The sequence below is a fragment of the Butyrivibrio sp. AE3004 genome, assembly GCF_000703165.1.
In the GTDB taxonomy this organism is placed as follows: domain Bacteria; phylum Bacillota; class Clostridia; order Lachnospirales; family Lachnospiraceae; genus Butyrivibrio.
Genome location: NZ_JNLQ01000002.1, coordinates 2,264,634 through 2,290,644, shown reverse-complemented (window position 1 = coordinate 2,290,644; position 26,011 = coordinate 2,264,634). Strand labels below are relative to the sequence as shown.

At 41.4% G+C, this 26,011-nt stretch carries 13 protein-coding genes; all 13 read left to right on the top strand.

All coding sequences use genetic code 11. The features are described 5' to 3' along the window. The first annotated feature begins 20 nt into the window (after positions 1-20). The 13 genes from BV60_RS0112910 to BV60_RS0112840 all read left to right on the top strand — a co-directional run bounded on the left by BV60_RS0112910 (position 21) and on the right by BV60_RS0112840 (position 26,004). Positions 21-464, top strand: a complete 444-nt coding sequence (locus tag BV60_RS0112910) for a C-glycoside deglycosidase beta subunit domain-containing protein (protein WP_051656715.1) — start codon at positions 21-23, stop codon at positions 462-464. A gap of 176 nt (positions 465-640) precedes the next feature. Continuing rightward, positions 641-3,049, top strand: a complete 2,409-nt coding sequence (locus BV60_RS0112905; RefSeq protein WP_029322386.1) for a GH39 family glycosyl hydrolase — start codon at positions 641-643, stop codon at positions 3,047-3,049. Positions 3,050-3,414: 365 nt separating this feature from the next. Then, on the top strand, positions 3,415-4,830 hold the full coding sequence (locus BV60_RS0112900; RefSeq protein ID WP_081846680.1) for an MFS transporter: 1,416 nt from the start codon (positions 3,415-3,417) through the stop codon (positions 4,828-4,830). A 355-nt stretch (positions 4,831-5,185) separates the two neighbouring features. After that, the gene (locus BV60_RS0112895) at positions 5,186-6,223 is read left to right on the top strand and encodes an alpha/beta hydrolase (RefSeq protein ID WP_051656714.1); all 1,038 of its coding nucleotides are present in this window, start codon (positions 5,186-5,188) and stop codon (positions 6,221-6,223) included. Positions 6,224-6,274: 51 nt separating this feature from the next. Continuing rightward, the gene (locus BV60_RS0112890) at positions 6,275-7,918 is read left to right on the top strand and encodes a glycoside hydrolase family 43 protein (protein ID WP_029322380.1); all 1,644 of its coding nucleotides are present in this window, start codon (positions 6,275-6,277) and stop codon (positions 7,916-7,918) included. A gap of 43 nt (positions 7,919-7,961) precedes the next feature. Continuing rightward, positions 7,962-10,202, top strand: a complete 2,241-nt coding sequence (locus BV60_RS0112885; protein ID WP_081846679.1) for a glycoside hydrolase family 3 N-terminal domain-containing protein — start codon at positions 7,962-7,964, stop codon at positions 10,200-10,202. Positions 10,203-10,273: 71 nt separating this feature from the next. Beyond that, the gene (locus tag BV60_RS0112880; RefSeq protein ID WP_029322376.1) at positions 10,274-12,919 is read left to right on the top strand and encodes a glycoside hydrolase family 2; all 2,646 of its coding nucleotides are present in this window, start codon (positions 10,274-10,276) and stop codon (positions 12,917-12,919) included. 159 nt (positions 12,920-13,078) lie between these two features. After that, the gene (locus tag BV60_RS0112875) at positions 13,079-15,211 is read left to right on the top strand and encodes an HD-GYP domain-containing protein (protein ID WP_029322375.1); all 2,133 of its coding nucleotides are present in this window, start codon (positions 13,079-13,081) and stop codon (positions 15,209-15,211) included. A gap of 68 nt (positions 15,212-15,279) precedes the next feature. After that, positions 15,280-19,527 (top strand): hybrid sensor histidine kinase/response regulator, encoded by a 4,248-nt coding sequence (locus tag BV60_RS0112870; protein ID WP_051656713.1) that lies wholly within the window; start codon positions 15,280-15,282, stop codon positions 19,525-19,527. Positions 19,528-19,541: 14 nt separating this feature from the next. Next, a complete protein-coding gene (locus BV60_RS0112865) occupies positions 19,542-21,908 on the top strand; it encodes an HD domain-containing phosphohydrolase (RefSeq protein ID WP_029322372.1) in 2,367 nt (788 codons plus the stop codon). Between the two features lie 310 nt (positions 21,909-22,218). Beyond that, complete coding sequence (locus BV60_RS0112850; protein WP_029322370.1) at positions 22,219-23,397, top strand: substrate-binding domain-containing protein; 1,179 nt, start codon at positions 22,219-22,221, stop codon at positions 23,395-23,397. Between the two features lie 61 nt (positions 23,398-23,458). Then, positions 23,459-24,979, top strand: a complete 1,521-nt coding sequence (locus tag BV60_RS0112845; RefSeq protein WP_029322368.1) for a sugar ABC transporter ATP-binding protein — start codon at positions 23,459-23,461, stop codon at positions 24,977-24,979. After that, positions 24,976-26,004: an ABC transporter permease gene (locus tag BV60_RS0112840; protein ID WP_029322366.1), complete on the top strand. Its 1,029-nt coding sequence runs from the start codon at positions 24,976-24,978 to the stop codon at positions 26,002-26,004. The genes BV60_RS0112845 and BV60_RS0112840 overlap by 4 nt, the downstream gene beginning before the upstream one ends. The last annotated feature ends 7 nt before the right edge of the window (positions 26,005-26,011 follow it).

Genomic DNA, 26,011 nt, shown 5'->3' with positions numbered 1-26,011 from the left:
AAAAATAGAGGTGAGAAATAATGGAAAAACAGACAATCCAGTCAGTTGGATTCAGAAATATAAAGGATGCCGACGGTAACGTAACAGGCTTCCAGTTCAAAGTTAAACTTCCTTACTACAGAGGAATTTTTCTTTCACAGCTTCGTCCCGGAACACTTTTTGTGGATGGAGAAAGAATTGAAAAAGAAGATATCATCTGGAATATTAAGGGTGAGGATTTCACAAATGAGGAGATGGCATCAGACTTCCACACTCATTGGGCAACCACAGTTCCCGCTGTTTTAAAGGTAAAGAAAGAGGGCGGACTTTCACAGGGCTATCATGATCTGAAGTATGGCTTCTGCTGGACTTCATCCTATATGCCGCCAATCATTCAGGACGGCCTTGATCCTGATAAAGAGCCAATGGTTTATATGCCTGAGTTCGGTCATCATGTAAATGAGAGAAGACTTCTTATTGTATGATGACATCGGGAAAGCCATAATGCGCTAATGCTTTTATGATAAGCACTATGACTTTTGACCACATAAAACATGAAAATACAGCGCTTCGGTAAGGTTAATCTTTACCGGAGCGCTTTTTGTGAATTAATGTGTTAAAATAAAAGTCTACCATAATTTTTTTATATATGAGGAACTATATGAATTTTGATACATGTTCTTATGAGATTATAAGACCTAAAAATGATGAAAAGCACATGATCATGAGCCTTACTCTGATTTTTGTATTAGAGGGCAGTATAACCGTCAATGTTTTGGAAGACAATTTTGTACTAAGCGAAGGCGATATTGTGATGATCAATCCTGGAGTGGAGTATAGCTACAGCGATACCGGGGACTCTATCATCGGCTGCGCTCTTTATTCCATGAAGATGATTGGCTCTGTGATGAAGGGTAAAAGCGTACTCTTTTACTGTAATTCCGTTGCGGATAAGAGCAGATCATATGAGGACCTGAGGAATATCTTTTATCATATGACGGAAGAGTACCTGTATGGCTCACATCAGTCAGACTGCCGTATAGACAGTAACCTTTATCTGATTCTTGATACTCTTATTGAAAATTATCAGACGAAAAACTTAAATGAAGCACAGGGAAATCCGGACAATGATGTGCGAATGCAGCAGATGATGCAATATATCATCGGGAACCTGGACCAGGAGGTAAACCTTACGGAGCTGGCTGAGAGTATGTATGTCTCTGCGTCGACCTTGTCCAGAATATTCAAGAAAAATACCGGTGTATACTTTGCGGATTATGTTACAAAGCTGCGTCTGCAGCAGTCACTCCTTCTTCTTTCAACCTCTGATCAGAATATGACCCAGATTGCTCTTTCCTGCGGCTTTACGAATTCGACTTCCTTTAACAGGGCTTTTCGTAAGGAAATGAATATGTCCCCCTCGCAGTATAGGGAGCTTCACAGTGAGGATGCAAAAAAAGAGGCTGAAGAAAAAGGACTTATTGACAGACAGATTAAGAAAAAGCTTGAGAATAACTCAGCAATTCACGGTAACACAGGTATTACCGGCGAGATAGTCACCGACCTTGATGAGAACCTGGGTGAGGATTATAAGAAAATATGGAACCACATCCTTAACATAGGAAGCGTCAGCGATCTTATGAGTGCCAATATGCAGTACCATACCCAGTACCTTTATGATAAGCTCCATTTTGGCATGGCGCGTATATGGAACCTTTTTTCCACAAAACTTATGATCACCGATGGCAGTGGCAGGAATGCCTGCAATTTCAACATGGTGGACATTTCCCTTGATTTTCTTGTAAGAAATCATATTAAGGTTTTTCTGGGACTTGGCAGAAAACCCGACATGGCTGCCACGTCAACAGGTGATATATATAATCAGATTGATTATATTCCCTTTGCTTCAAAAAAAGCCTGGGAATCTGCAGTAACAGAGTTTTTTAATCATATTGTTGACCGCTACGGATTAAAGGAAGTATCAAAATGGCAATTCGAACTTTCCTTTATCCCCATCTTGCCGGAGAATGAAGCGAAGTACTGGGACGGTGATCCTTTTTCTGTTGAGGAGGCATATGACTTTTTATATATGACTCTGAAAAGAAAAATTCCGGAAGCAAAGCTTGGAGGTTTTGGCGGAGTTGTTGAGTATGACTGGGAAAAGCTTCTTTCATTGTATACGAGGCTGGCAGAGAAGGATGAAAAGCCCGATTTTGCATCGTTTATTCTGTTTCCTTATGAAAATACAGTTGATAAAGACGGAAACCCGGATAAGCGCATAAGCAAGGATCCCGATAATGAAGTAAGGCAGGTCCGCCAGATGAGAGAGCTTATGGAACAGGCGGGGATTTCTGATACAGAGCTCTATATAACTGAGTGGAACATCTCTATTTCAAACAGAAATTATTTAAATGACAGCTGCTTCAGAGCTTCATATATTACTTCGAGAGCTGAGAAACTTATCGGACAGGTAGATTCTTTAGCGCTTATGTGTTCCACGGACTGGATAAGCAATTACATGGATTCTACGGGACTTCTTAACGGAAGTATAGGAATTGTTTCCAAGGACAGAATAAGAAAGCCGGCATATTATTCACTGGCATTTATGAATTCCCTCGGACATAAACTATTATCACACGGAGAACACTATATTCTCTCAAAGAAAGAGAACGGAAGCATAAGACTTCTTCTTTTCAATGATTCATGGTTTTCTGCAGGTTATTATTTAGGGCCTGAAGAAGTGCCCCTTGATAAAATGAAGGCAGGTACCTATTCAGGCGGCTCGATGCTGGATCTGTCGGTTACTATTAAACATTTAAATGGTAACGGAACCTGGTATATCAAGCGACGCATCCTGAACAGACAACACGGAAGTATCCTTGATGAATGGGAGAAATTCCAGTATGAAACAAGACTTACCAGAAATGATGTGAAATATCTTGAGGCCATGAGTGTACCAAAGCTTACACTTGAGCGTGCGGAGCTTGAAAAACCCGATAATTCAATATCCTTAAAAGCAAGCCTTGAACCACACGAAGTATGCCTTATACATATCTTTTCCATGGAGTGATCAGAATCGCCTTTTATTAGGGCTAAGCAGGGGGATTTTGATAAAAAACAGCCATTCATGTAAAACTTTAAAACCGCATAAATACTGACTTTATAAAGAGTCGTGCAACAAACATTATCATTTGTTGCATGGCTCTTTCTGTTTTACGAAAAATACGAAACAAATGTAAGAAATCATGGAATGATAAACGAGAGATGAGACTGTATAAAAGCTAAAGTATATACATAACAAACGTGCACGTACCCGGCTGGTCTAAGGGGTTAGATAACAGTCAAAAAAGAAACAAAGCAAAACTTAATACATTATTAGGAAGGTATACGTGGAATTAACGTTTGGGTTCCACGGATTGGGAGGAAATTAAACAAATGGTAAATCATGCAGCAACAGAAGAGGCTGTAGTCAAGGAAACGATTACAGTTCAAAACAACACGAAAAAAGAAAAAACAAACTGGATTACCGGTGGATTTTATGCAATGGGTGAGGTCGGATGCCAGCTTTCATGGTACATGATCAACACTTACCTGACAATTTTCTATACAGATATCGTTGGCCTTTCTGCTTCAGCAATATCGCTTATCTTTTTGGTGGCACGTGTTTGGGACGCTATCAACGATCCTATGATGGGAGCTATTTGCGATAAGACAAAGACACGTTTTGGTAAGTTCCGTCCTTACATCATGTTCTCACCTATATTCCTTGCAATATTTAACATACTTACATTTACAGTATTCCCGCTTCAGGGTGTTATGAAAGTTCTTGTATGCATGATCTGCTACATCGGTGCAGGTATGGCTTACACAGCACTTTGCATCCCTTATCAGGGACTTGTAAACTTCATTGCAAGAGATTCACAGGTTCGTATGGACTATGCTTCTTGCAGAGGTATCGGTTCAGGCGCAATCAGCATGGTTCTTTCAGCTATTGCAATGCCTCTTATCCTTTTCTTCGGACACAGTGAGAATCCTACAGCAACAGGTTATTTCATGACAACAGTTGTTTTCTCACTTGCACTTATTCCTTGCTGCCTGCTTTGCGCTTGGAGATGTAAAGAAATCGCTGTTCCTGTAGAGGAAAACGTAAAGCCTACACCTATTAAGGAAGCACTTCCTTATGTGTTCAAGAACAAGAACATCATGATCACAGTGTTCTCAACCTTCTCAGGTGCTATGGGATGCATGGCTCGTATGTCAATGCTTACATACTATGTAATCTATGTAATCGGCAATCCTATGATGATCGCTCCGATCTTCACAACAATGACTATTTGTCAGCTTATCGGTAACACAACACTTCCTTGGGGAACAAAGACATTTACAAAGAAGGGCTATATGCTTATCACAACCTTTACACAGGTTGCAGCTCTTGTGCTTCTTTTCCTTGTTCCTGTTAACAACATGGCATTCATCATCGGTGTTTCAGCAATCATTGGTCTTACAATGGCTAACGGAAACATTGCACCCGGTATGATGTGTGACTCTATCGAGTATGGCGATTGGAAGTATGGTGTTCGTGAGGTTGGTCTTACATTCTCACTTGTAAGCTTCTCAGTTAAGCTTGCTACAGCAGTTACAGGTGTTGTAACAGTTTCTCTTCTTGCAGCTATCGGATATGTTCCTAACGCTGAGCAGACAGAGGCAGTTAAGGTTGGTATCAACGCACTTGTAAACCTCTTCCCTGCAGCAGTTATTGCACTTTCAGGTATCTCAGTTCTTTTCTATGACCTTACACCTAAGAAGATGGAGAAGATCTACGCAGACCTTGATGCAAGAAAGAATAAATAAGAAGCTTTCCTGTGGCTCCCTTAAGGGAGCTGCAGAACCCTTTAAAATCTAATGGTAACGGTTTGGGTATGGAATCGCGCCGGTATGTCGAAATAGCATGCCGGCGCTTTTTTGCACAATTCCGATGTTTTTTAAGGACATTGAGAAGCGCGCTTAGAAAACAGAATATTTCCTGCTACAATGCTTGTACAGCGGTGACATGCTAAACAGCTGCGTGAACATTGTGATAGAAAAAATAGGTTAACATTAAAAATATAAATAAGAACATATAAAAACATATAAAAACATATAAAAACAGGAACCTAAAGATTTTGATGCAAACGGTATTTCTTAGGTTGAATCAGAAAGGAAAAATATGAAAATCGAAACAATTACTTTAAATGAAAAAAGAAATGTTACATTAACCGCTATGATCCAGGATGTGGGAGGAGAGTTCAGAGGCGTTTCAAAACGTCCGGCAGTATTTGTAATCCCCGGTGGTGGGTATATGTTCTGCTCTGACAGAGAAGCGGACCCTATTGCGTTTCCTTATCTTAAGGCAGGGTATGATGCTTTTATTCTCAGATATTCCGTGAAGGAAGATTCCGTATGGCCCAATCCATTAAACGACTACGATCAGGCTATGGATTATATAAAGGACAAAGCAGATGAATGGAATGTAATAACTGACAAGATTGCAGTCATCGGTTTTTCGGCAGGAGGTCATCTTGCGGGAGCAGCAGCTACCATGTCAAAGAATCGCCCTGCAGCAGCAATTCTGGGGTATGCTGTTTTGCGTGAAGATACCACACATGAAATTTCACCTCAGGGACCTTCAATAATTGATGCCGTTGATGAAAAAACCTGTCCCTGCTTTTTATTTGCAACCAGAACCGATAATGTTGTACCAATCCAGAACACACTTGATATGATGAGCGCACTCAATAAATTCGGGACATCCTTTGAATGCCACATTTACGATTACGGCCCGCATGGCTTTTCAACAGGAGATACAAGTATTCAGGCAAAGAGTACACTTATATCCGAAAGAGCAAAGAACTGGGTATCAGACAGCATAGGCTGGCTAAGAGATGTGCTTGGAGATTTTGATGAGAACGGATTGACCAAGCCCGCATGCAAGGCACATATTACAGATGACGGAGAGCAGTGGCTGTCACTTGATTGTTCACTTAGAAGAATATTCGGTAATCCCGAGGCACTTAAGGTACTCTCTGATACAATCACGGTTATGAAAAAGGAAATCAAACCCTTCAGTCCTGAGATGACCTTTGATGACATGATGCTTGGTGTTCTTGGAAAGATGAAGATGAGAGACCTTCTGGCAGAGAGAAATATTGATGTTGACCGTTTTGATGAGCTTGACGAGAAGCTTTCAAAAATCCCCAATATTTGATCAGGGTACCGGCAACAGAAACTTATTGTTTATTGAAAGGGGTGTTATATTATGGAACACTTAATAAAAAATCCTATTATCCCCGGTTTTTATCCGGACCCATCTATTTGCAGAGTGGGAGATGATTATTATATTGCTAATTCAAGCTTTGAACTTTGTCCCGGAATACCGATTTTTCACAGTAAAGATCTTGCCCATTGGAAACAGATCGGTTATGCAATGACAACCGAAAATGGTTTTTATACAGATGCAAATCTTTATTCAGGCGGCGTAATGGCACCGACCATACGCTATCACAAGGGAACATTCTATATTATAAATTGTAACTTTGGAGACAAAGGTAATTTCATTGTTACAGCAAAGGATCCCAAGGGACCGTGGTCACAGCCGCACTACATTACTGATATTCAGGATATTGATTGTTCCATATTTTTTGATGACGATGACAAGTGCTATCTGGTAAGCCCCGGTGAGGACAAGGAACAGGATAACAACAGAGCTTTCTACTTAACTCCATATGATATCGAGAATTTCAAGGTATGCGGTGAGAGAAAGAAAATATGGAACAGTGCCATGAGAGGTGCATGGGCGCCGGAATCTCCGCATATATATCATGTGGGCGATTATTATTATCTAATGATTGCCGAAGGAGGCACTGAGCACAACCATTCAGTAATGATCGCAAGAAGCAAGACTATAGACGGATGGTATGAAGGTAATCCTGCTAATCCGATTCTTACACACAGACATCTTGGATGGGATTATCCTATTGAAAATATTGGACATGCGGACCTGGTGGAGACTCAGACAGGAAAGTGGTATGCAGTGATGCTTGGAGTAAGGATCATTGAAGGTCAGCATATGAATATGGGACGTGAGACATTTATCTGTCCTGTGGATTGGCAGAGAGGATGGCCTGTATTCAGTAAAGATACAGGAAAAGTTGAAACCACATATCAGGCAGACCCTGATCTTCCATGGTGCGAGGAATCTGAAAATGCAACGTATGTAAGCAGAGATGATTTTGATTCTGCTGAACTCGGAATGGACTGGAGTTTTTGGGGAACACCTTCGGAAAAATACTTTAGTGTTGAAAACAGCGAGCTTCGCCTTAAATGTCTTGCAAGACCAATGACAAGGGAGCTCCTTCCCGTAAGCTTTGCGCCAAAGACTAAAAAGGATGAAAACGTAGCCTTTGTCGGAAGAAGACAGAGACACATGGATTTTTCATTCGAAATCAGCATGGAATTTAATGCAGGCATAAACGAAGGAAGAAGCGAAAGCGCAGGCATGGTGATAATGCAGCAGTGCAATCACCAGTACCGATTTGAAAAAAGCTGCAGGAACGGAAAGCAGATTCTTTCACTTGTACTTGCGACAACAAAGCAGAAGGGACTTCCTTTCATGCCGGGATACGAAAGCGAAACAACGGAAAGCATCTTAAAGGAATGCGAGCTGGAATTTGATGGACCTGTAATCCTTAAGCTTGAAGCAAATGGACAGGACTACAGTTTCTACATGGGACAGAGTGCGGATAGTTTGACAGAGTTTTATGCACATGCGGACGGTAAGAAGATAAATCCCGAAGAAGTAGGTGGCATGGTCGGAACAATGCTTGGAATGTTTGCGACAGGTAACGGAAACGGTTCTGATAATTTAGCGAAATTTGAATACGCAGAGTATAGAGGTAACTGAGATTTAAAGAATATCCGGCAGGTATAATTGTTTGGAGGATAAAATGGCAATAGAATTAACAAAAGAGCAGAAAGACAGGGTAGAAGAACTGCTCTCAAAGATGACACTGATAGAAAAAATAGGGCAGATGAATCAGGAGTCTGTCTCAATAGTCGGAGGCTTTGATGTCCCTTTTGAGCAGCTCATCGAGATGATGACTGACGGAAGACTTTCAAAAGAAGAATTCGAGAACATCATGAAAACAGCAAAGACAGACTACCATGAGGATGCAATAAGAGAAGGCAAGGTTGGTTCACTCATGGTTCAGGATCCCGAGAAATGCAATGAACTTCAGAAGATTGCCGTGGAGGAAACAAGACTTGGAATACCGCTTATCTTCGGACTTGATGTAATACATGGTTTCAGATCTGTTTATCCGATTGCTATAGCTGAGGCTGGCTCATTTGATACAGAACTCATGGAAAAAACAGCCAATATGGCGGCGAAGGAGTCCAGATGCTCAGGTGTTGCATGGCACTTTGCACCGATGCTCGATGTTGCAAGAGATGCAAGATGGGGAAGAGTATCTGAGGGACCGGGAGAAGATCCGTATCTTGGATCATGCTTTGCAAGAGCAAAGGTAAAGGGCCTTCAAAACGACCATTCGAAAAATGAAAATTACGTGGCAGCTTGCTTAAAACATTTTGTGGGCTACGGCGCAGCAGAAGCGGGTAAGGACTATAACACTGTAAGCATGGCTAACCACATTTTATATAACAATTATCTTGTGCCCTTCAGGGCAGCGGTTGAGGAAGGCGCGCAGACAGCTATGGCGTCCTTCAACGATCTGAACGGAGTTCCAAGTACTGTGAATAAATGGGCACTTCGCGACATTCTCAAGGACAATATGGGACTTCCCGGATTTGTTGTAAGTGATGCAAATGCTATAAAGGAGTGTGTTGTTCACGGCATTGCCGAGGATGAAAAGGATGCAGGTGAAAAATCAGCAGTTGCCGGACTTGATATGGATATGGGTACAGAGATTTATATCAAAAATCTTGAAGCATCCGTAAAAGAGGGAAAGGTTTCCATGGAGGATATCGACGATGCCTGCCGAAGAATTCTTTCTGTAAAGATGTGGCTTGGACTATTTGATCACCCTTACGTATCCGAGGATGCGATGAAGAGATATGAAGAGATTCCGCAGGACCACAAAGACCTGGCATTAAAAGCAGCTGAAGAGTCAGCAGTACTTTTAAAGAATGAAGGAAATATCCTTCCGCTTAAGAAGGATGCAAAAATCAGCCTTGTCGGGAACCTTGCAGCTAACAAAGGAGAGGTTGTAGGCGCCTGGGCAATAAGCTGGAAGGAAAAGGACTGTGTATCTATTCTTGACGGAATGAAACAGGAGTTTTCCAATGTGAATTATTATCCCTGCGGTGGTCCCGAGGGCGAAAATAATGAAGAAGAGATTAAGGCAGCATGTGAAAACGGGGACGTAATTGTGGCAGTGCTCGGTGAAACTGTTGCAATGTCAGGTGAAGCCTCTTCAAGAGCTGACATCACTCTTCCGGGTAAGCAGAAGGTACTTCTTGAAAAGCTTCTTGCATCAGGAAAGCCGGTGGTACTTGTTCTTATGAACGGAAGACCCCTGGCACTTTCCTGGGAAGCAGAAAACGTACCTGCAATTCTTGAAGGCTGGCATCTTGGAATACAGATGGGAAATGCGATAGCACATATTCTCTCCGGAAAGAAGAATCCTGAAGGAAAGCTTTCATCATCCTTCCCCGCAATGACGGGACAGTGTCCTATTTACTACAATCATCCAAATACAGGCCGGCCTGCAGGTAACTTCAAGTTTACATCGAGATATCTTGATGCACCGTTTACGGCACTTTATCCTTTCGGCTTTGGTCTTTCATATACGAACTATGAGTATTCGGAGCTTTCTGTTACTGACAATAAGGATGAGCTTGATATCAAAGTCAAAGTTAAAAATACAGGAGACAGAGAAGGTACGGAAACTGTTCAGATTTACATGCAGGATGTTGCAGCATCTATCGTAAGACCTGTTAAGGAACTTAAAGGTTTTGAGAAGGTTACACTTTCCCCCGGAGAAGAAAAGACTGTAAATAGTAAGCTTTCCAAAAAGCAGATGGGATTTTGGAACAATCAGGGTAAATACCTGCTTGAGGACGGACTTTTCAGAATCTACGCCGGTGGTAACTCAGCTACAGAATTATTTGAGGAAATAAGAGTGAACTTTAACGGAGTGGAAAAAGAACCCGATTATCCTACAGAGTAAACAAAAAATTGAAATAATAATAGCCTCCGTTTTCGAAATATAAGAAAGCGGAGGCAAATTGGAGTTACAAGATGAAAAAAATGAATAACTACATACTGCCGTTTCTCTGGATGCGAGGCGAGGACGAAGCCATAATACGCAGAGAAATGGAGAAAATAGATGAATGCGGAATAAAAGCTGTATGCGTGGAAGCAAGACCACACAATGATTTTTGCGGCCCCGGCTGGTGGCACGATATGGATATCGTAATTGATGAAGCAAAAAAGCGTGACATGAAAATCTGGATACTTGATGATAAGCATTTCCCCACGGGTTATGCAAACGGTCTTATTGAAGAGAAATATCCGGAGAGAAAAAAGCAGTATCTTGCATGTACTGCCTGTGATGTCTTTGGCTCTTCAAGACCGCATACTTTAAATATTCGCCGTATGATGAAGCCGACAATTGGCTTTTGGCAGATAGGTCAGCCTGCTAACGATGCAGAGAGAGAAAAGAATAAAGTTTTATCCATCGTTGCAGTGCCTTTTGCCGAGGGTAATCATTTCCATGAAAAGGAATTAAATCTCATGGGACAGTACCATGGTCAGGATGAGATAACCTTTACACTTCCCAAGGGACAATGGAGAATTCATGTACTTTACATCACATATACAGACGGTGGAAACGAGAGCTACATTAATATGATCGACAGCGTGTCCGCCCATACTCAGATTGAAGGTGTATATGAGGAACATTATAAGCATTACGGTGATCTTTTCGGAAATGTTATAGCGGGCTTTTTCTCTGATGAGCCACAGCTTGGAAATACATCTGAGCAGTGCTATGACACAAAGCTTGGAAAACCCGGAATGCAGCTTCCATGGAGCGGTGAGCTTGCGGAGATGCTTAAGGAACGCTGCGGAGAAGACTATCAGCGTCTTCTGGTATTCCTTTTTGCTGAGGGTGAAGAGAAGAAGCATGAGCCTCAGATTCGCTATGATTACATGGACTGTGTTTCAAGACTCTATCAAAAGAACTTTTCCGAGCCCATTGGCAGATGGTGTCATGAGCACGGTGTGGAGTACATCGGACATGTAGTTGAGGATAACGGTGTTCATTCAAGACTCGGACTTGGTGATGCGCACTGGTTCAGAGCTATAAGCGGTCAGGACATGGCAGGAATTGATGTTATCGGAGGACAGGTTATTTACGGAGCACCCGCTCAGGAGAGAAAAGGCATGGGTCCTCTTGTGCTTGACGGGGAATTCTATCACTATGCCCTTGGAAAAATGGGAGCGTCAGCAGGACATCTTGATCCTAAGAAAAAGGGAAGAACCATGTGTGAGCTCTTTGGGGCCTACGGTTGGAATTTCGGAGTTCGTGATATGAAGAGACTCCTTGACCACCTGCTTGTACGAGGTGTGAATTATCTGGTTCCGCATGCTTTCTCTATGGCGAATTATCCCGATTTTGATTGCCCGCCACACTTTTATGCAGGAGGAAACAATCCGGAATTCCCTTATTTTGCAGAGATGATGAAGTATGCAAACAGAATGTGTGACACCTTAAACAGTGGAGTTCATAAAGCAAGAATTGCGGTTCTCTATGATGGAGAAGGCGATTGGAGCGGAGACTGCATGCCTATGCAAAAAGTCTGCAGAGAACTCATAACAAACCAGATTGAATTTGATATTGTCTGCCTGGATATGTTGCAGAATCTTAAGACTTATAACGGATACGCAGATGGTAATAAGGTTGTAATAAACGGTGAAACCTTTGATGTACTACTTGTGCCTTACGCTGAATATCTTCCCGAGAGACTCTATGCATTCAAAAAGGAAAACCCTTCCTTCCCGATATATTTTGTCGGTGGATATCCAAAGGCAATGCTTATGGATGAAGTCAGAAAAGCTCCTTCAAAGGATGAGTGGAAAAAGCTGTTTACTACAGTAAGCCTTGATGAGGTGGCGGGAGAGCTTGAGTGCAACGACTTTAATCGGCCTTTCCTTGAGGAGGAGTTTGCAGACCTGACCATGTACCGGTACGAGAAGGATGGCAGGCAGATAATAATGCTTATGAACGAATCCGCGGAAGAAGATTTTAACGGTATTGTTAATCTTCCCTTTGAGGGACCTGCAACCTATATTGATGCTTTCCGCGAAAAGAAGTGGGCTCTTGATCCAAAGACGGACGGCAGAGTCAGAATCGAGGTTCCCGCAGGTGAAAGCTGCCTTATAGTAGAGGGAGAAAATGCAGATGTTAAGCCATACTGCGCATTGTCAGGAAGACTTCGGGCAGCAGATAAGATAATTGACATTTCACATGAGTGGAAGGTATCTGCAGTAAAAGCAAAGGAATATCCTGCCTTTGGGGATGAAGAAATCTTAAGGGATTTAGAACCGTACAGTAATGAACATCCTGATTTTGCTGGTGTGCTTCGATACAGAAAAACCGTGGAACTCGACCGCGATGTTAAGGAAGCATATCTTGAAATGGAGCAGGTATATGACGTTGTCAAAGTGACGGTAAACGGCAAAATCTCAGAAATAAGACTGACACCACCTTATACCGTTGGTATCGGAGATTTTCTAAAGCAGGGTGAGAATGAAATCATATGCGAGGTAGCTACAACACCTGCAAGAGATCAGAGAAATTACCCTTCAGCACCTTTTGACTTTAACCACGAGGTCACAGACCCCACCGGAATATGTGGCAAGGTTAAGCTATATATTAAATAAACTTTATATGATAAGTTTAGCATTTTTATGCTAATTTAAGATTTTGACATACTAAATCATGGTAAAATATATGCACAGATGTGTATAATTATATGTTTTTTCGAATAAATACAATTGATAAAAAACAACCCTCGATTATGATATATGGAGGGATAAGCCTTGAAATTTGGTATACGAAAATCGAAATACAACAGTTTACTGCGAGTACTGCTTGTTTGTGTGGGAATCGCAGTAAATGTTGTGTTGTCATCTATAGCATTTAAATTTAAACTTCCTATTTATCTTGATACAGTAGGAACTATGTCCGTAGCAGCTCTGGGCGGAGTTTTTCCGGGCATAATGACTGCTGTTATGACCAATGTGGCCGGAGCCCTTTATAATAGGGAAACCGTCTATTTTGGCTTTATAAATGCGCTTGCGGCCATTTATACTGCATGGTTTATAAGGGAAAGAGCATATAACAAAATTCGGAATATTTTTGTGTTTATTATTTCGCTGGGTATTGTGAGCGGCATTCTTAGCACCCTCATCCAGTGGTTCTTTTTAGGTGCGCCGCAAAACCGCGCCATTACGGCATTTATTGATGCAGCATATTATTCAATGGGGATGGACAGATTTCTTTCATTTATTCTCATTTCCATTGTTTCAAGCATTCTGGATAAAGGTATCTCCTATACCATTGCTGCACTATTTATTCGTTTTATTCCCGTTGATAAGAGAAAAAGAATAAAAAACAGCGGATGGAAACAGCGTCCGCTTTCTGTCAGTGAAGCAAAACAATTAAGCTCACTAAAAGCTGATTCAAAGCACTCATTAAGTATGAAGATGTCTTTCATGCTTCTTGGGTGTTCTTTGGCACTCACGGCTATAATGAGCTGGGTTGGTATAAGCCTTTATTATGAAACCGAAAAGCATCAGAGGGCAGAAAGCGCAAAAAATGCAGCACAGTTTGCGGCAGAAATGATCAATCCTTATATGATAGATGATTATGTTGATGGCGGAGATTCTGTGCCGGGGTATGATGATGTAAAGGAAACTCTTTATAAAATCAGAAATAATGCGGTAGGAGTTAATTATTTATATATAGCTCAGATAAGGGATGACGGATTCTATGTTGCAATTGATCTTGGCGCAGAGGGCGCGGAAGGAGTTCCATCGGGAACGGTGGTCCCTTTTGAAGAGGATATTTTGCCCTATATCAATGATCTTCTTGAAGGAAAACTAATAGAGCCTGTTGAGAGCAACAATACTATGGGGTGGGCACTTACGGCCCTGTATCCGATAAAGGACAGCAATGGAATCTGCAGAGGCTACGCGGGTGCTGACGTTTCATTATCCTATATGGCGGAATATATGTGGAACTTTCTATTCCGTGTAATACTGGTTATGTCTGCGTTTTTTATTCTGATACTGGCTTTTGGTTTATGGAGCACCGGTACGGGAATTGTCTATCCTATCAACAGTATAGTTATGAGCATTGAAAAATTCATAAGTGCCGGCGATGATCAGAAAAAGCTGGATGAGTCCGTAAGGCAGATGAGAAAAATGGATATACATACGGGGGATGAGATTGAGAGAATGTATCACATTATCTGTGATATGGCACTTAATCAGACAGAGAAAATCCGCAGTGTAAGACGCTTTTCAGATGTTACGTTAAAGATGCAGGACGGACTTATCATTACAATGGCTGACATGGTTGAGAGCAGGGATTCAGATACCGGTGCGCATATTCAGAAAACTGCGGAATACGCAAGAATAATAGTAGAGGGGCTGGAGAGAAAGGGATATTATACAGAAAAACTGACTCCCAAATTTATGTCTGACGTTGTAAGAAGTGCACCACTCCATGACATTGGAAAAATAAATATTTCAGACAGGATATTGAACAAACCCGGAAAACTGACTCCGGAAGAGTATGAAATAATGAAAACCCACACTACAGCCGGACGTGAAATAATAGAAAAGGCTATTAGTGTTGTTAAGGGAGAAAGCTACTTGAAAGAGGCCAGAAACATGGCTGCATATCATCATGAAAGATGGGACGGAAAAGGTTATCCCGAGGGCCTTCACGGAGAAGTGATTCCTCTTTCTGCACGCATAATGGCTGTTGCGGATGTGTTTGACGCACTTACTTCAGCCCGTGTTTACAAGCCTGCATTTCCCCTTGAAAAAGCTTTGGAAATACTTACAGAGGGCGCAGGTACACAGTTTGATCCCAAGTGTATTGAGGTGTTCATGGAGGCAATACCTGAAGTGAAGGTTATTCTCAGTAAGTATAATCATCAGTAGTTGACGATATTTATTTTTGACCATTACATCTTTTTTTATATCTGTAGATTAAACGGAGTAACAAGCCTGTGAAAAAAAAGAACTGCAAAAAAATAAGGCTTCTTGCAGCCTTTATAGCCGGCATAATCCTGTTGTCATTTAATCACTTCATAAGCCTTGCATCAGAAGAGGAAACTTCTTTTTCTGATAGCTCGGAATACGGAGGAGGCTATGCGGCGACAGGTCAGATTACCAATGCCTCATTTTCAACAGAGCTTTACGATGCAACAAACGGATTACCTACCTCTGACGCAATGTTTATTTTGGGTGCAACGAACGGATATATATGGATTGGAAGCTATAGCGGAGTAATACGTTATGATGGCACGACCTTTGAGAGAATTGACACTACAGACGGCCTTACAAGTGCAAGAGCCTTTTTTGAGGACAGCAAGGGACGTATTTGGGTTGGAACAAATGATAACGGCGTAGTTGTTTTAAACGGAGATAAGAGCAAACATTTTACATATAAGGATGGACTTACTTCCTCATCCATAAGGGTATTTGCAGAAGACGCCAATGGAAATATTTTTATAGGAACAACCGCAGGGGTATGCTACGTTGATTCGAGTAATACAATAAATAAGCTTCAGGTAAAACAATTAAGTGAGGAAAGAGTATTAAAGCTTGAAAGTGACAAAAACGGAAAAATTTACGGACAGACTGCAAACGGCATAGTCTTTGCGATAGAGGATTGCAGTCTTGCCGAAATATATGAGAGTTCAGATCTTGGTATAGATAAAATCACTACTCTAATGACAGATCCTGTCGAGGTCGGAAAAGTATTTCTTGGTACAGGAGGCAGTATTGTTTATCATGGACAATTCGGTGACAGCGCGGGGAAAATGGAAAAAATCTCCGTAAAGCCACTTACTGATGTTCATTGGCTTAATTATGATTGTGGCAGAGTGTGGGTGTCCTCCAAACACATGGTAGGATATCTTGATGAAGATAAAAATTTTAAAGTTATAGAGAATATCCCCGTTGACAGTGGAATAGAAATGTTAACCTCCGATTATCAGGGGAATATCTGGCTTGCTTCATCTACCAAGGGAGTTATGAAGATCGTAACCAATAACTTTATTGATTACACAAATGTGCAGGGCTTTTCCGGGGAAGTTGTAAATGCCACATACCTGTATAATGACAAGCTGTATATCGGAACAGAAAACGGGCTTGGAATTCTGGATAAAAACGGAAAGACAGTTGAGAACAGCCTGACAGAATATATAAAAGGTGCAAGGGTACGTGCCCTTGAGGAGGATAAAGACGGAAATCTCTGGGTGGCTACTTCCTCAAAAGACCTTGGACTTGTATGTTATTCACCCGATGAGGAGATAACTGCTTATACTACAGATAACGGTATGCCTGATAATCATATCAGATGTATATGCGCCAAAAAAGACGGAGGACTTCTTGTCGGAACAAACGAAGGTCTTGTTGCTATTAAGAATAACAGGGTTGCACCTGCTTTTACGTCGGATAATGTTGTTAAAAATACGGTTATTGTCTCGGTAACAGAGACTAATGAAGGCATGATCATCGTAGGAACGGATGGCTTCGGTATTTATATCCTGGAAGGGAATTCCCTTGAGCACCTTGGCAGAGACGACGGCCTTACCAGTGATGTTATTTCAAGAATTATCAAGGATGATGAGAGAGAGGTTATCTGGCTTGTTACCTCCAATTCAATTGAATGTATGAGAAGTGGAAGAGTTTTTCCGATAACATCCTTCCCATATACCGATAATTATGACATGCATTTTGATAAAAACGGTAATGCATGGGTATTATCCTCCTATGGGATTTTTGTAGTTGATGTCAGAGAAATGCTGGAGGACAGTATAAAAAATTATAAAACATATACGATTAACAGTGGTCTGCCTTATGTTATAACCAAGAATTCTTTCAGCTCTTTGGATAAAAATGGTGACCTTTATATTCCGGGGCAGAACGGCGTTATCAAGGTCAATATAAATGATTTTTTTGAAGAAAAGGGCACAATTTTAGTCGATGTAAGATCCATAAACTGTGATAATGAGAAAATATTGCAGGATGAAAACGGAATATATCAGATACCGGCATCCAACGGAAGAATACAGATTTCGGTAGCGGTTATGGATTATACGATGATGAATCTCGGAGTCAAGCTGTTTTTGGAAAATTACAAGGACGAGGGAAGTATATATCCAAGGAGTGAGCTTATGCCCCTCGAGTATACCAATCTTCCGTATGGAAATTATGTTTTACACATCCAGATATTGAATGATGTGACAAAAGAAATTCTTCAGGATCAGACCTTTGAGATAAGAAAAGCTCCCCGTTTTTCCGAGCTGATCATACTGAGGGTTATCTTCATGACGCTTGTTACTGCTCTTGCAGGTTTTATAGTGTGGTGGGTAATGCGCTCCACAGTCATCAGGAAACAGTACGAAGAAATCAGGATCGCAAAGGAGGAGGCAGAGAACGCAAATACTGCAAAATCAAGGTTCCTTGCTAATATTTCACACGAGATAAGAACCCCCATTAACACCATAATGGGAATGAACGAGATGACCATGAGAGAAGATCCCACAAATGTGCCTAAGGGATATTTTATGTCCGTTATGAATTACGCTTTTGATATACGTAATGCTACGGAGTCTTTGCTTGGACTTATTAACGACCTTCTTGACATGTCCAAAATAGAGTCAGGCAAGATGCATCTTGTGGAGCAGGAATACGACACTCAGGATATGCTTCGTTCAATCGTCTCAATGATCAGGATAAAGAGTACTGAAAAAGGACTGACCTTTGATGTCGTTGTGGATGAGATTTTACCACAGAAATTATACGGTGATTCCGGAAAAATAAAACAGGTAGTTTTGAATCTTCTTACAAACGCTGTCAAATATACAAGCATGGGCGGAATTTCCCTGTGCGTATCAATGGATGAACGGCATGGAAATAAAGCATTTTTGCGGATTTCCGTAAAGGATACGGGAATGGGTGTTAAAGAAGAGGATATGGAAAAACTGTTTATTGCCTATGAGCGTCTGGATGAGGAAAAGAACAGTGCCATTCAGGGAACCGGTCTTGGGCTGGACATCTCAAGAAGATTTGCAGAGCTACTTGGTGGAAAGCTTTGGTGCGAGAGTGTTTACGGTGAAGGCTCTGAGTTTATTTTTACGCTGAATCAGGAAATAACAGATGATGCTCCTTTGGGAGTTTTCATAGAGCGTGATGAGACAAAGACCGGCGGACCTTACATTCCAAAATTCATAGCTCCTGATGCGGATATTCTCGTAGTAGATGACAATCCGATGAACCTTAATGTTATAAAGGGACTTCTTAAGGCTACAAAGGTTTTTGTATCGACAGCTGACAGCGGCGAGGAAGCCATCAACAAGCTAAAGGACAATGATTATGATGTTGTTCTTTTGGATCATATGATGCCCGGGCTTGACGGCATAGAAACTCTTGCGATTATCAGGGAGTTTAATAAGGATGTTCCGGTGTATGCCCTTACTGCGAACTCTATTGCTGGTGAAGAATTTTATAAGGAAAAAGGTTTCAATGGCTTTCTCTCTAAACCAATAGACAGTGAAACGCTTGAAACCACAATCATGAAGCATATTCCGGAAAATAAAATGGAAATACCTACAAGAGAGGATGCTGTTATTGATCTTTCGGAAATGCCGGAAGATATGCTTTGGATAAATGATGTTGAAAGTATATCCGTAGAGGATGGTATAAAGAACTCAGGTGGTATATCATCATATATTTTTGCGCTTAATTTGTTCTTTGAAACCATTGATGAGAATGCAAAAATAATTAATGATTCCTATGAAACCGGAAACATTAGAATGTATACAATCAAGGTTCATGCGCTAAAGAGCTCTGCCCGTATAATAGGTGCGAAAAAACTATCAGAGCTTGCTGCAGACTTGGAAAATGCGGGTAATAAGCAGGATTTGCAATACATTGATGAGTATACCGGAATACTTTTGTCGGAATATATGGCATATAAAGAAAAGCTGTCTTTACTGAAGGGAAAGCCCCTCTCAAAAGACAAAAAGGGTGAGATACCGGAGGATATGCTTAAGGATGCCTATGAAGCCCTTACGGACCTTGTGCCTCAGATGGATTACGACGGAGTGGAGATGGTACTTGATAGCCTCGAAGAATATGACCTTCCTTCAAAGGATGCGAAAATAATTGAAGCCTTGGGAAAGGGACTTAAGAAATTCGATTGGGAACAAATGGAAGAACTTTTAAACAGGCGGATTAAAGGATAGCAAGGAGCACAGACATGTTTGATCTGATACGGACTCATCAACTGAATATCATGCTGTCACTGGCTTCAGCTTGCGTCTCTTTTGCAATATTGCTCTTTGTTACCCATTTCCTTGGGAAAAGAAGAAAGATGATTCTGATTGCCATGGAGATTATAGCAACAAGCCTGTTGTCCTTTGACCGTATGGCATATATTTATTCCGGAGATACATCACTATCCGGATATATATGGGTGAGAGTCAGCAATTTCTTTGTGTTTTTTCTGACTGCCGGTATTGTATTTACTTTTAATCTGTATCTTCTTGATCTCTATAACGGAGATAAAAAAATCGAATATTTTCCTTTTCGCCTTAAGCTGGTAATGGTAAGTTCTGCTATAGAAATGCTGCTTGTTATCATATCGCAGTTTACGGGACTTTTTTATACATTTGATGAAAACAATGTCTATCACAGAGGACCGGGATTTCTTATTTGCTATCTTATACCCGTTATATGCCCGATTATTCAGTATACGGTTATAAGGCAGCATAAAAAGGATGTGAGCAATCTTATTTATGTGTCGCTGGTTCTCTATATCTTTGTTCCGATAATAATGGGAATTATACAGATTTTCGAATACGGCATTTCGATTGTAAATATGGCAATGGTACTTGTTTCAATTTCGCTTTATATATTTACATACTTAGATATAAACGGTGCTGCCATAAGGGCACATCAGATTGAAATCGGAGAACTGAAGGAAGGCGAACAACGCATGAAGCGTCTGTTTGATCAGACTACATCGGCATTTGTAAAAACACTTGAAAAGAAGGAGGCGCATCCTCAAGGGTACTCGCTGAAGGTTGCAAGGCTGGCAAAGAGGATTGCAGAGATGGCAGGTAAGGATGAGGAAAGATGCAATGAGGTTTACTATGCAGCACTCCTTCAGGATATAGGTCTTCTCGGAATTCCCGACAGCATAATAGAAAAGAAAGAGAATCTTACTGACGAGGAACTGGAAATATTAAAGAGTAAGCCTGTAATCAGCGGAGAAATCCTGTCGGATATTGCAGAATACCCGTATCTAAGGGACGGAGTTTTGTACAGCAACGAGAGGTATGACGGAAGCGGTTATCCCGAAGGCCTTAAAGGAAATGCAATTCCTGAGATAGCAAGGATAATAGCAGTTGCAGATGCATATGTTTCACTTACAACGGATGAAAGGTACAGTGAAGCGACTCCCTATATCATAGTCAGGGAAGAATTTGTCATGAAATCGGGGACATACTTTGACCCCGAATTTGCTCAGATAATGATACAGATTATGGATAGGGAATTTATTAACAGTGATACAGAGGTTCCTGTTGAAACGGAGCTTGTCTGCAGAACGTACAGAAGCGCAGTTTCCGCGGGAGTACCGATTACTTCACATTTTACAAAAATACGTTTTACCTGTGATGAAATGGTTACGTCGGAAAATGGTTTTTCTACACCGTCAGTTATTTTATTTGACTCATATGACAGGCATTTTCATGACAATCCAAAGTCTATTAAAGCGTATGAGTACCAGGAATACGGTGAAATCTGGCCGGACGGACATTATATATCAACATGTGCCAGAAATATGAAAGTAGTACATAAGAGCACTGAAGGCAGCGCGCATGAAAGCAAAAAGACGGTAAATTATGTGATAACAATGGCAAAGTATGAGGATCACATCAAATTTGAGATGACTGCCGGTGACAGCATTATTACCGCGTCAATTGCACTCTTTGATAATACGAAGGAAGCTTTTGCGGCTTTGACGGGAGAAAACTGTCATATCAGGGATATAGAAATTGAACGGACAGACAGAGAAATAACGGAAGCTGATATTGAAAGAATCTCGGATGTCATCAGCTATACAGACAGATTACAGTCTGACATTCCGAATATTCAGATAGACAGGACAAGGACTGCATCAACTGAAGGGGTAAAACTGGAAGATGAGCTGAGAATATATTTTCATTTCCTTGCACTTCCTTCAGCGAATCTTGTATGGCATTGTCCGTATATCTTACTTTTCTATTCGGATGACGGGAAGGTAGGCGGTAACGGATACAAAGAATATGCTCTTTTAAAAATAAACGGAGAAGTATCCGGGGATCTGACCTGTGCGGAAAATATTATCTCAATGAAGAAAAAGAATGAGTTTACCGGATGGGATAACTGGAAGGAGCTTACAAAGGAAGGCGCTGAATGCGAGGTGCTATTACTGAAAAACGGTAATAAGATACGGACAAGTACCGAAAACCTCGGAATAGAAATAGAGAACACTACCTTAATAAAAGAAGGATCCGGAGATGTCTATGTGGCACTTACGGGCGATGAGGTGGCTCTGACGGATATCAGGGTTATGAGATAAATAAAAAATAAAGAGCCTGATGAATGCTTTTCGTAGGTTGACGTTGAAGATGAGCATATGGTCTGATGGTAGGGGAAAGATGGCGTCAACAGTGCGAAGTCAAGTATGAAGATGCAACAGAAGTAAAATATCTGTTGCATCTTCTTTTTTTGTTTTTTGCACTTTGCAATAAAAAGGATGCCTAAGTGGGCAGAGGGAAAAGAAAGGCGGACTTCCAAAAGGTAAGATTAGTACATCAAATGAAAAAGGGCGTAAGGCAAAAAAGCCCGATGAAAATATTTATTTTGAGAATTTGGGAGGAATAAAAATAATGAAAAAGAAGATTTTAGCAGGATTTCTTGCAGGTGTGATGACATTTTCACTTACAGCATGTGGAAACAGCGGAACTGATACATCCGCAACAGCTGATTCTACAGTAGCAAGTGAGGATACAGTTGCCACAGAGGAAAAGACAGAAGATGCAGCTGAAAATACTGAGGACGCAGCTGATAAGGCAGAGGCATCAGCAGATGCAACACACATCTATGTACTTACAGCACCTGAGGATCATGGCTGGACAGGATCTGTTGCTACATTCGCCAAGGAAAAAGTAGAAGAAGTTAACGGCGAGGGCAAGTACACAGCTGAGGTTATTACCTGTGAGGATGCTGCTTACCAGATCACACAGGTTGAGGATATCATCGCAAAGGGTGACAAGAACATCGCAGTTGTAATCCAGCCTATCGATGATACAGTACAGTCTGCTATACAGCAGCTTGTCGACGAGGGAATTCCTTACGTTGCATTCGACAGAATCATTGATGGTGTTGCAGCAAGTGCAGTTTCAAATGTTAAAGGTGATAACGAGGGCATCGGTGCAGGTTCAGCAGCATACTTTGTATCACTTGGAATGCAGCCCGGCGACAGCGTATATGTATATGAAGGAGATACATCTTCAGTTACTACTTTAAGGGATCAGGGCTTCACAGAGTACCTTCTTGGTGAGATTGAATTCGACGGACAGAAAATCGCAGACGATGCAAAGTGGACACAGGATCAGATTGATTCAGCTATTACATATTCAGGCGCTATGAACTGGAGCCGTTCAGATACCAAGGCTGCTTTTGAAACACTTATGGGTGACGCTTCAAACACAGAGATCAAGTGGTTCTACGCTGAAGATGATGAGCTTGCAATGGGTATGCTCGAAGCACTTAACGGCGGCGGAATTGATGATTCAGCAAAGGAAGCATTCCTTGGAAACAAGCCTGTTATCACAGGCTGCGGCGGTCTTGATGAACTCTACGGAGTATTAAGAGGTGAGAGCTACCAGGATATTACTTCACAGCTTGGCGGCATCATGTCAGTAACCTACAGCCCCAGCATGATTCAGACAGCAATCCAGGATATGGTTGACTCTCTTGATGGTAACGAAGTAACACAGGATCACGTAATCGAGTGTCAGAATGTAACAGCTGACAATGTAGCAGATTTCAAGGGCTTTAACTAAAGATTATCGAATGAGGGGAATTTTCGACACTTTAAGATAAGCAGAATGGAAAAGAGGAATTATGGCACTTCTTGAAATGAGAGGAATAAAAAAATCCTTCAGTGGTGTGCCGGTATTGAAAGGCGTGGATCTTACAGTTTCGAAGGGCGAGATCCACGCCCTTCTTGGTGAAAATGGTGCCGGTAAGTCTACACTGATGAATGTCCTTACGGGAACAATCCCTTGTGACGGCGGTACGATCACCTTTGACGGACAGGAAATAAAAAACATCACTGTTAAAAAGAGCGAACAGCTTGGCATAGCCTTTGTTCATCAGGAACTTAATCTTTTTAACGATCTGAAGGTTTTTGAAAATGTTTTCATAAACAGAGAGATTACAGGGCCACTGGGCAAACTGAATAAGAAGGAAATGATCAGACAGTCTGAAGAACTTTTTACAAGACTTGGAATCAGGATGAATCCTACTGATATGGTCAGAGACCTAAGAACAGGAGATAAACAGCTTCTTGAAATCAGTAAGGCTCTCCTTACCGGAGCAAAACTTCTTATTCTTGATGAGCCTACAACATCACTTAACAATGACGAAGTAGAACATCTCTTTGAAATGGTCAAAGATCTTAAGAATAAGGGAATTTCATTTATCTTCATTTCACACAAGATGCCTGAGATTTTTGCATACTGCGACTCTTACACTGTATTTAGAAACGGGGAACTTGTAGGAAGCGGAAGGATATCCGAAACATCACCTGCGGAAGTGACAAAGCTTATGGTTGGTCATGCAGAGGAAAAAGGAAGCTACGAAAAGAGAAAGACAGGAGATACTGTCCTTGAGCTTTCAGGTCTTTCGGGTAAAGGTTTTGAGAACGTTTCCTTCAAGGTAAAAAAAGGGGAAATCATTGGTCTTACAGGACTTCAGGGATGCGGAAGCAGTGAGCTTATGCAATGCCTTTTCGGAATAACAAAGCCCACAGGCGGAAGTCTTAAGGTAAACGGAAAAACAGTTACGGGGCATTCGGTTCACAAAGCCATGAAGTCGGGAATCGGACTTTTACCTGCAAACAGGAAAGAAACATCGGTCATTCCGGATATGAGTCTTGTTGAAAATATGTATCTTGCAGAGCATACACTTTCTGCAGGTAGATTCCATATAAATAAAAAGAATGAAAAAGAAAAATATGAGCGATATAAAAAACAGCTCAATATAAAGGCGGAGTCAGGAAATTCTCCGATAGTATCATTAAGCGGTGGGAACCAGCAGAAGGTATTTATTGCGAGATGGCTTAATACAGAAGCAGAGATCCTGCTTTTCGATAACCCTACACAGGGCATAGATGTAGGTGCTAAGGAAGAGATTTATAAACTGATTCTCTCCCTGGCAAACGAGGGGAAGACGGTACTTGTAAATACATTGGAAATACCGGAGCTTCAGAAAGTTGCGGACAGATGTCTGATTTTTTATGACGGACACATCGCCGGAACGCTTGATCATGAAGAGATAGAAGAACACACTGTGATGATGATATCAACCGGATCGGTGGCTGCCGGGAGTAAGGAAAAAGAGAACGAGGTAACATCCAAATGAACACAAACAATAGTAAAACAAATACATTAGGAAAAATCTGGAGAGGTTACAGCTTCATTTTTGTATTTTTCATTATTTTTCTGGTATATGCCATGACAAGCAGCTCATTTACCTGGAGTGCTACGATGAATATCTTCCGTCATTCGGCAGTTATCGGCATAGTTGCTCTTGGTATGGGACTTGTGTGTCTTACAGGCGAAATTGATCTGTCTGCAGGTTCAACACTTGCCTTTGTCAGCGGTTTTTCAGTTGTGATATTTAATATGACAGGCGGCAATATCCCTGCAACACTCATTTTTGCACTGGTTATGGGTGCGGCACTCGGACTTGTAAACGGCTTCTTTGTGGGCGTTGTAAAGATGCCATCATTCATTGTGACACTTGCAACCATGCTGACCTACAGATCCTTTGCTCAGTACTTTTGCCAGCATATTTCAAAGAACCTCATCGGAGGAGGAAGCTCTGTTTACAAGATGACAGCAAGCTTTGACGGTTATAACAGCATGTATGGCTTTGGTAACGGCAAGGTTGCAACCATTCCGATAGTGGGAATCGTACTGATAATCTTTACAGCTCTTTTTGTATATATCACTAACGACACTAAGTTCGGTAAAAAGGTTTATGCTGTAGGTTCGAGTGAAAAGGGAGCTTTCATGAGCGGTATAAATGTAAGGCTTATGAAGATGATGTCCTTTGTGATCATGGGAATCATGATCGGTGCTGCAGCTTTCCTCTGGATCTGCATGAACGGTTCATCGGATCCCGCAACAACAGGCAACAGCTATGAAATGTATGCAATAGCAGCAGTAGTACTCGGCGGAATAGCAATGTCTGGCGGAAAGGGAAAGATGATAGGTGTTCTTTTCGGATCACTTTCCTATACAGTAATTGATAAGATTATCATCGCTCTTAAGATGGATTCTCTTATAAACAACGCGATCAAAGGAATCATACTTATCCTCGTGATCCTGATCCAGGTTGCTGGCCCGCAGATCAGAGAAAAATTTGCTTCTTCCGGAAAATAACAGATGT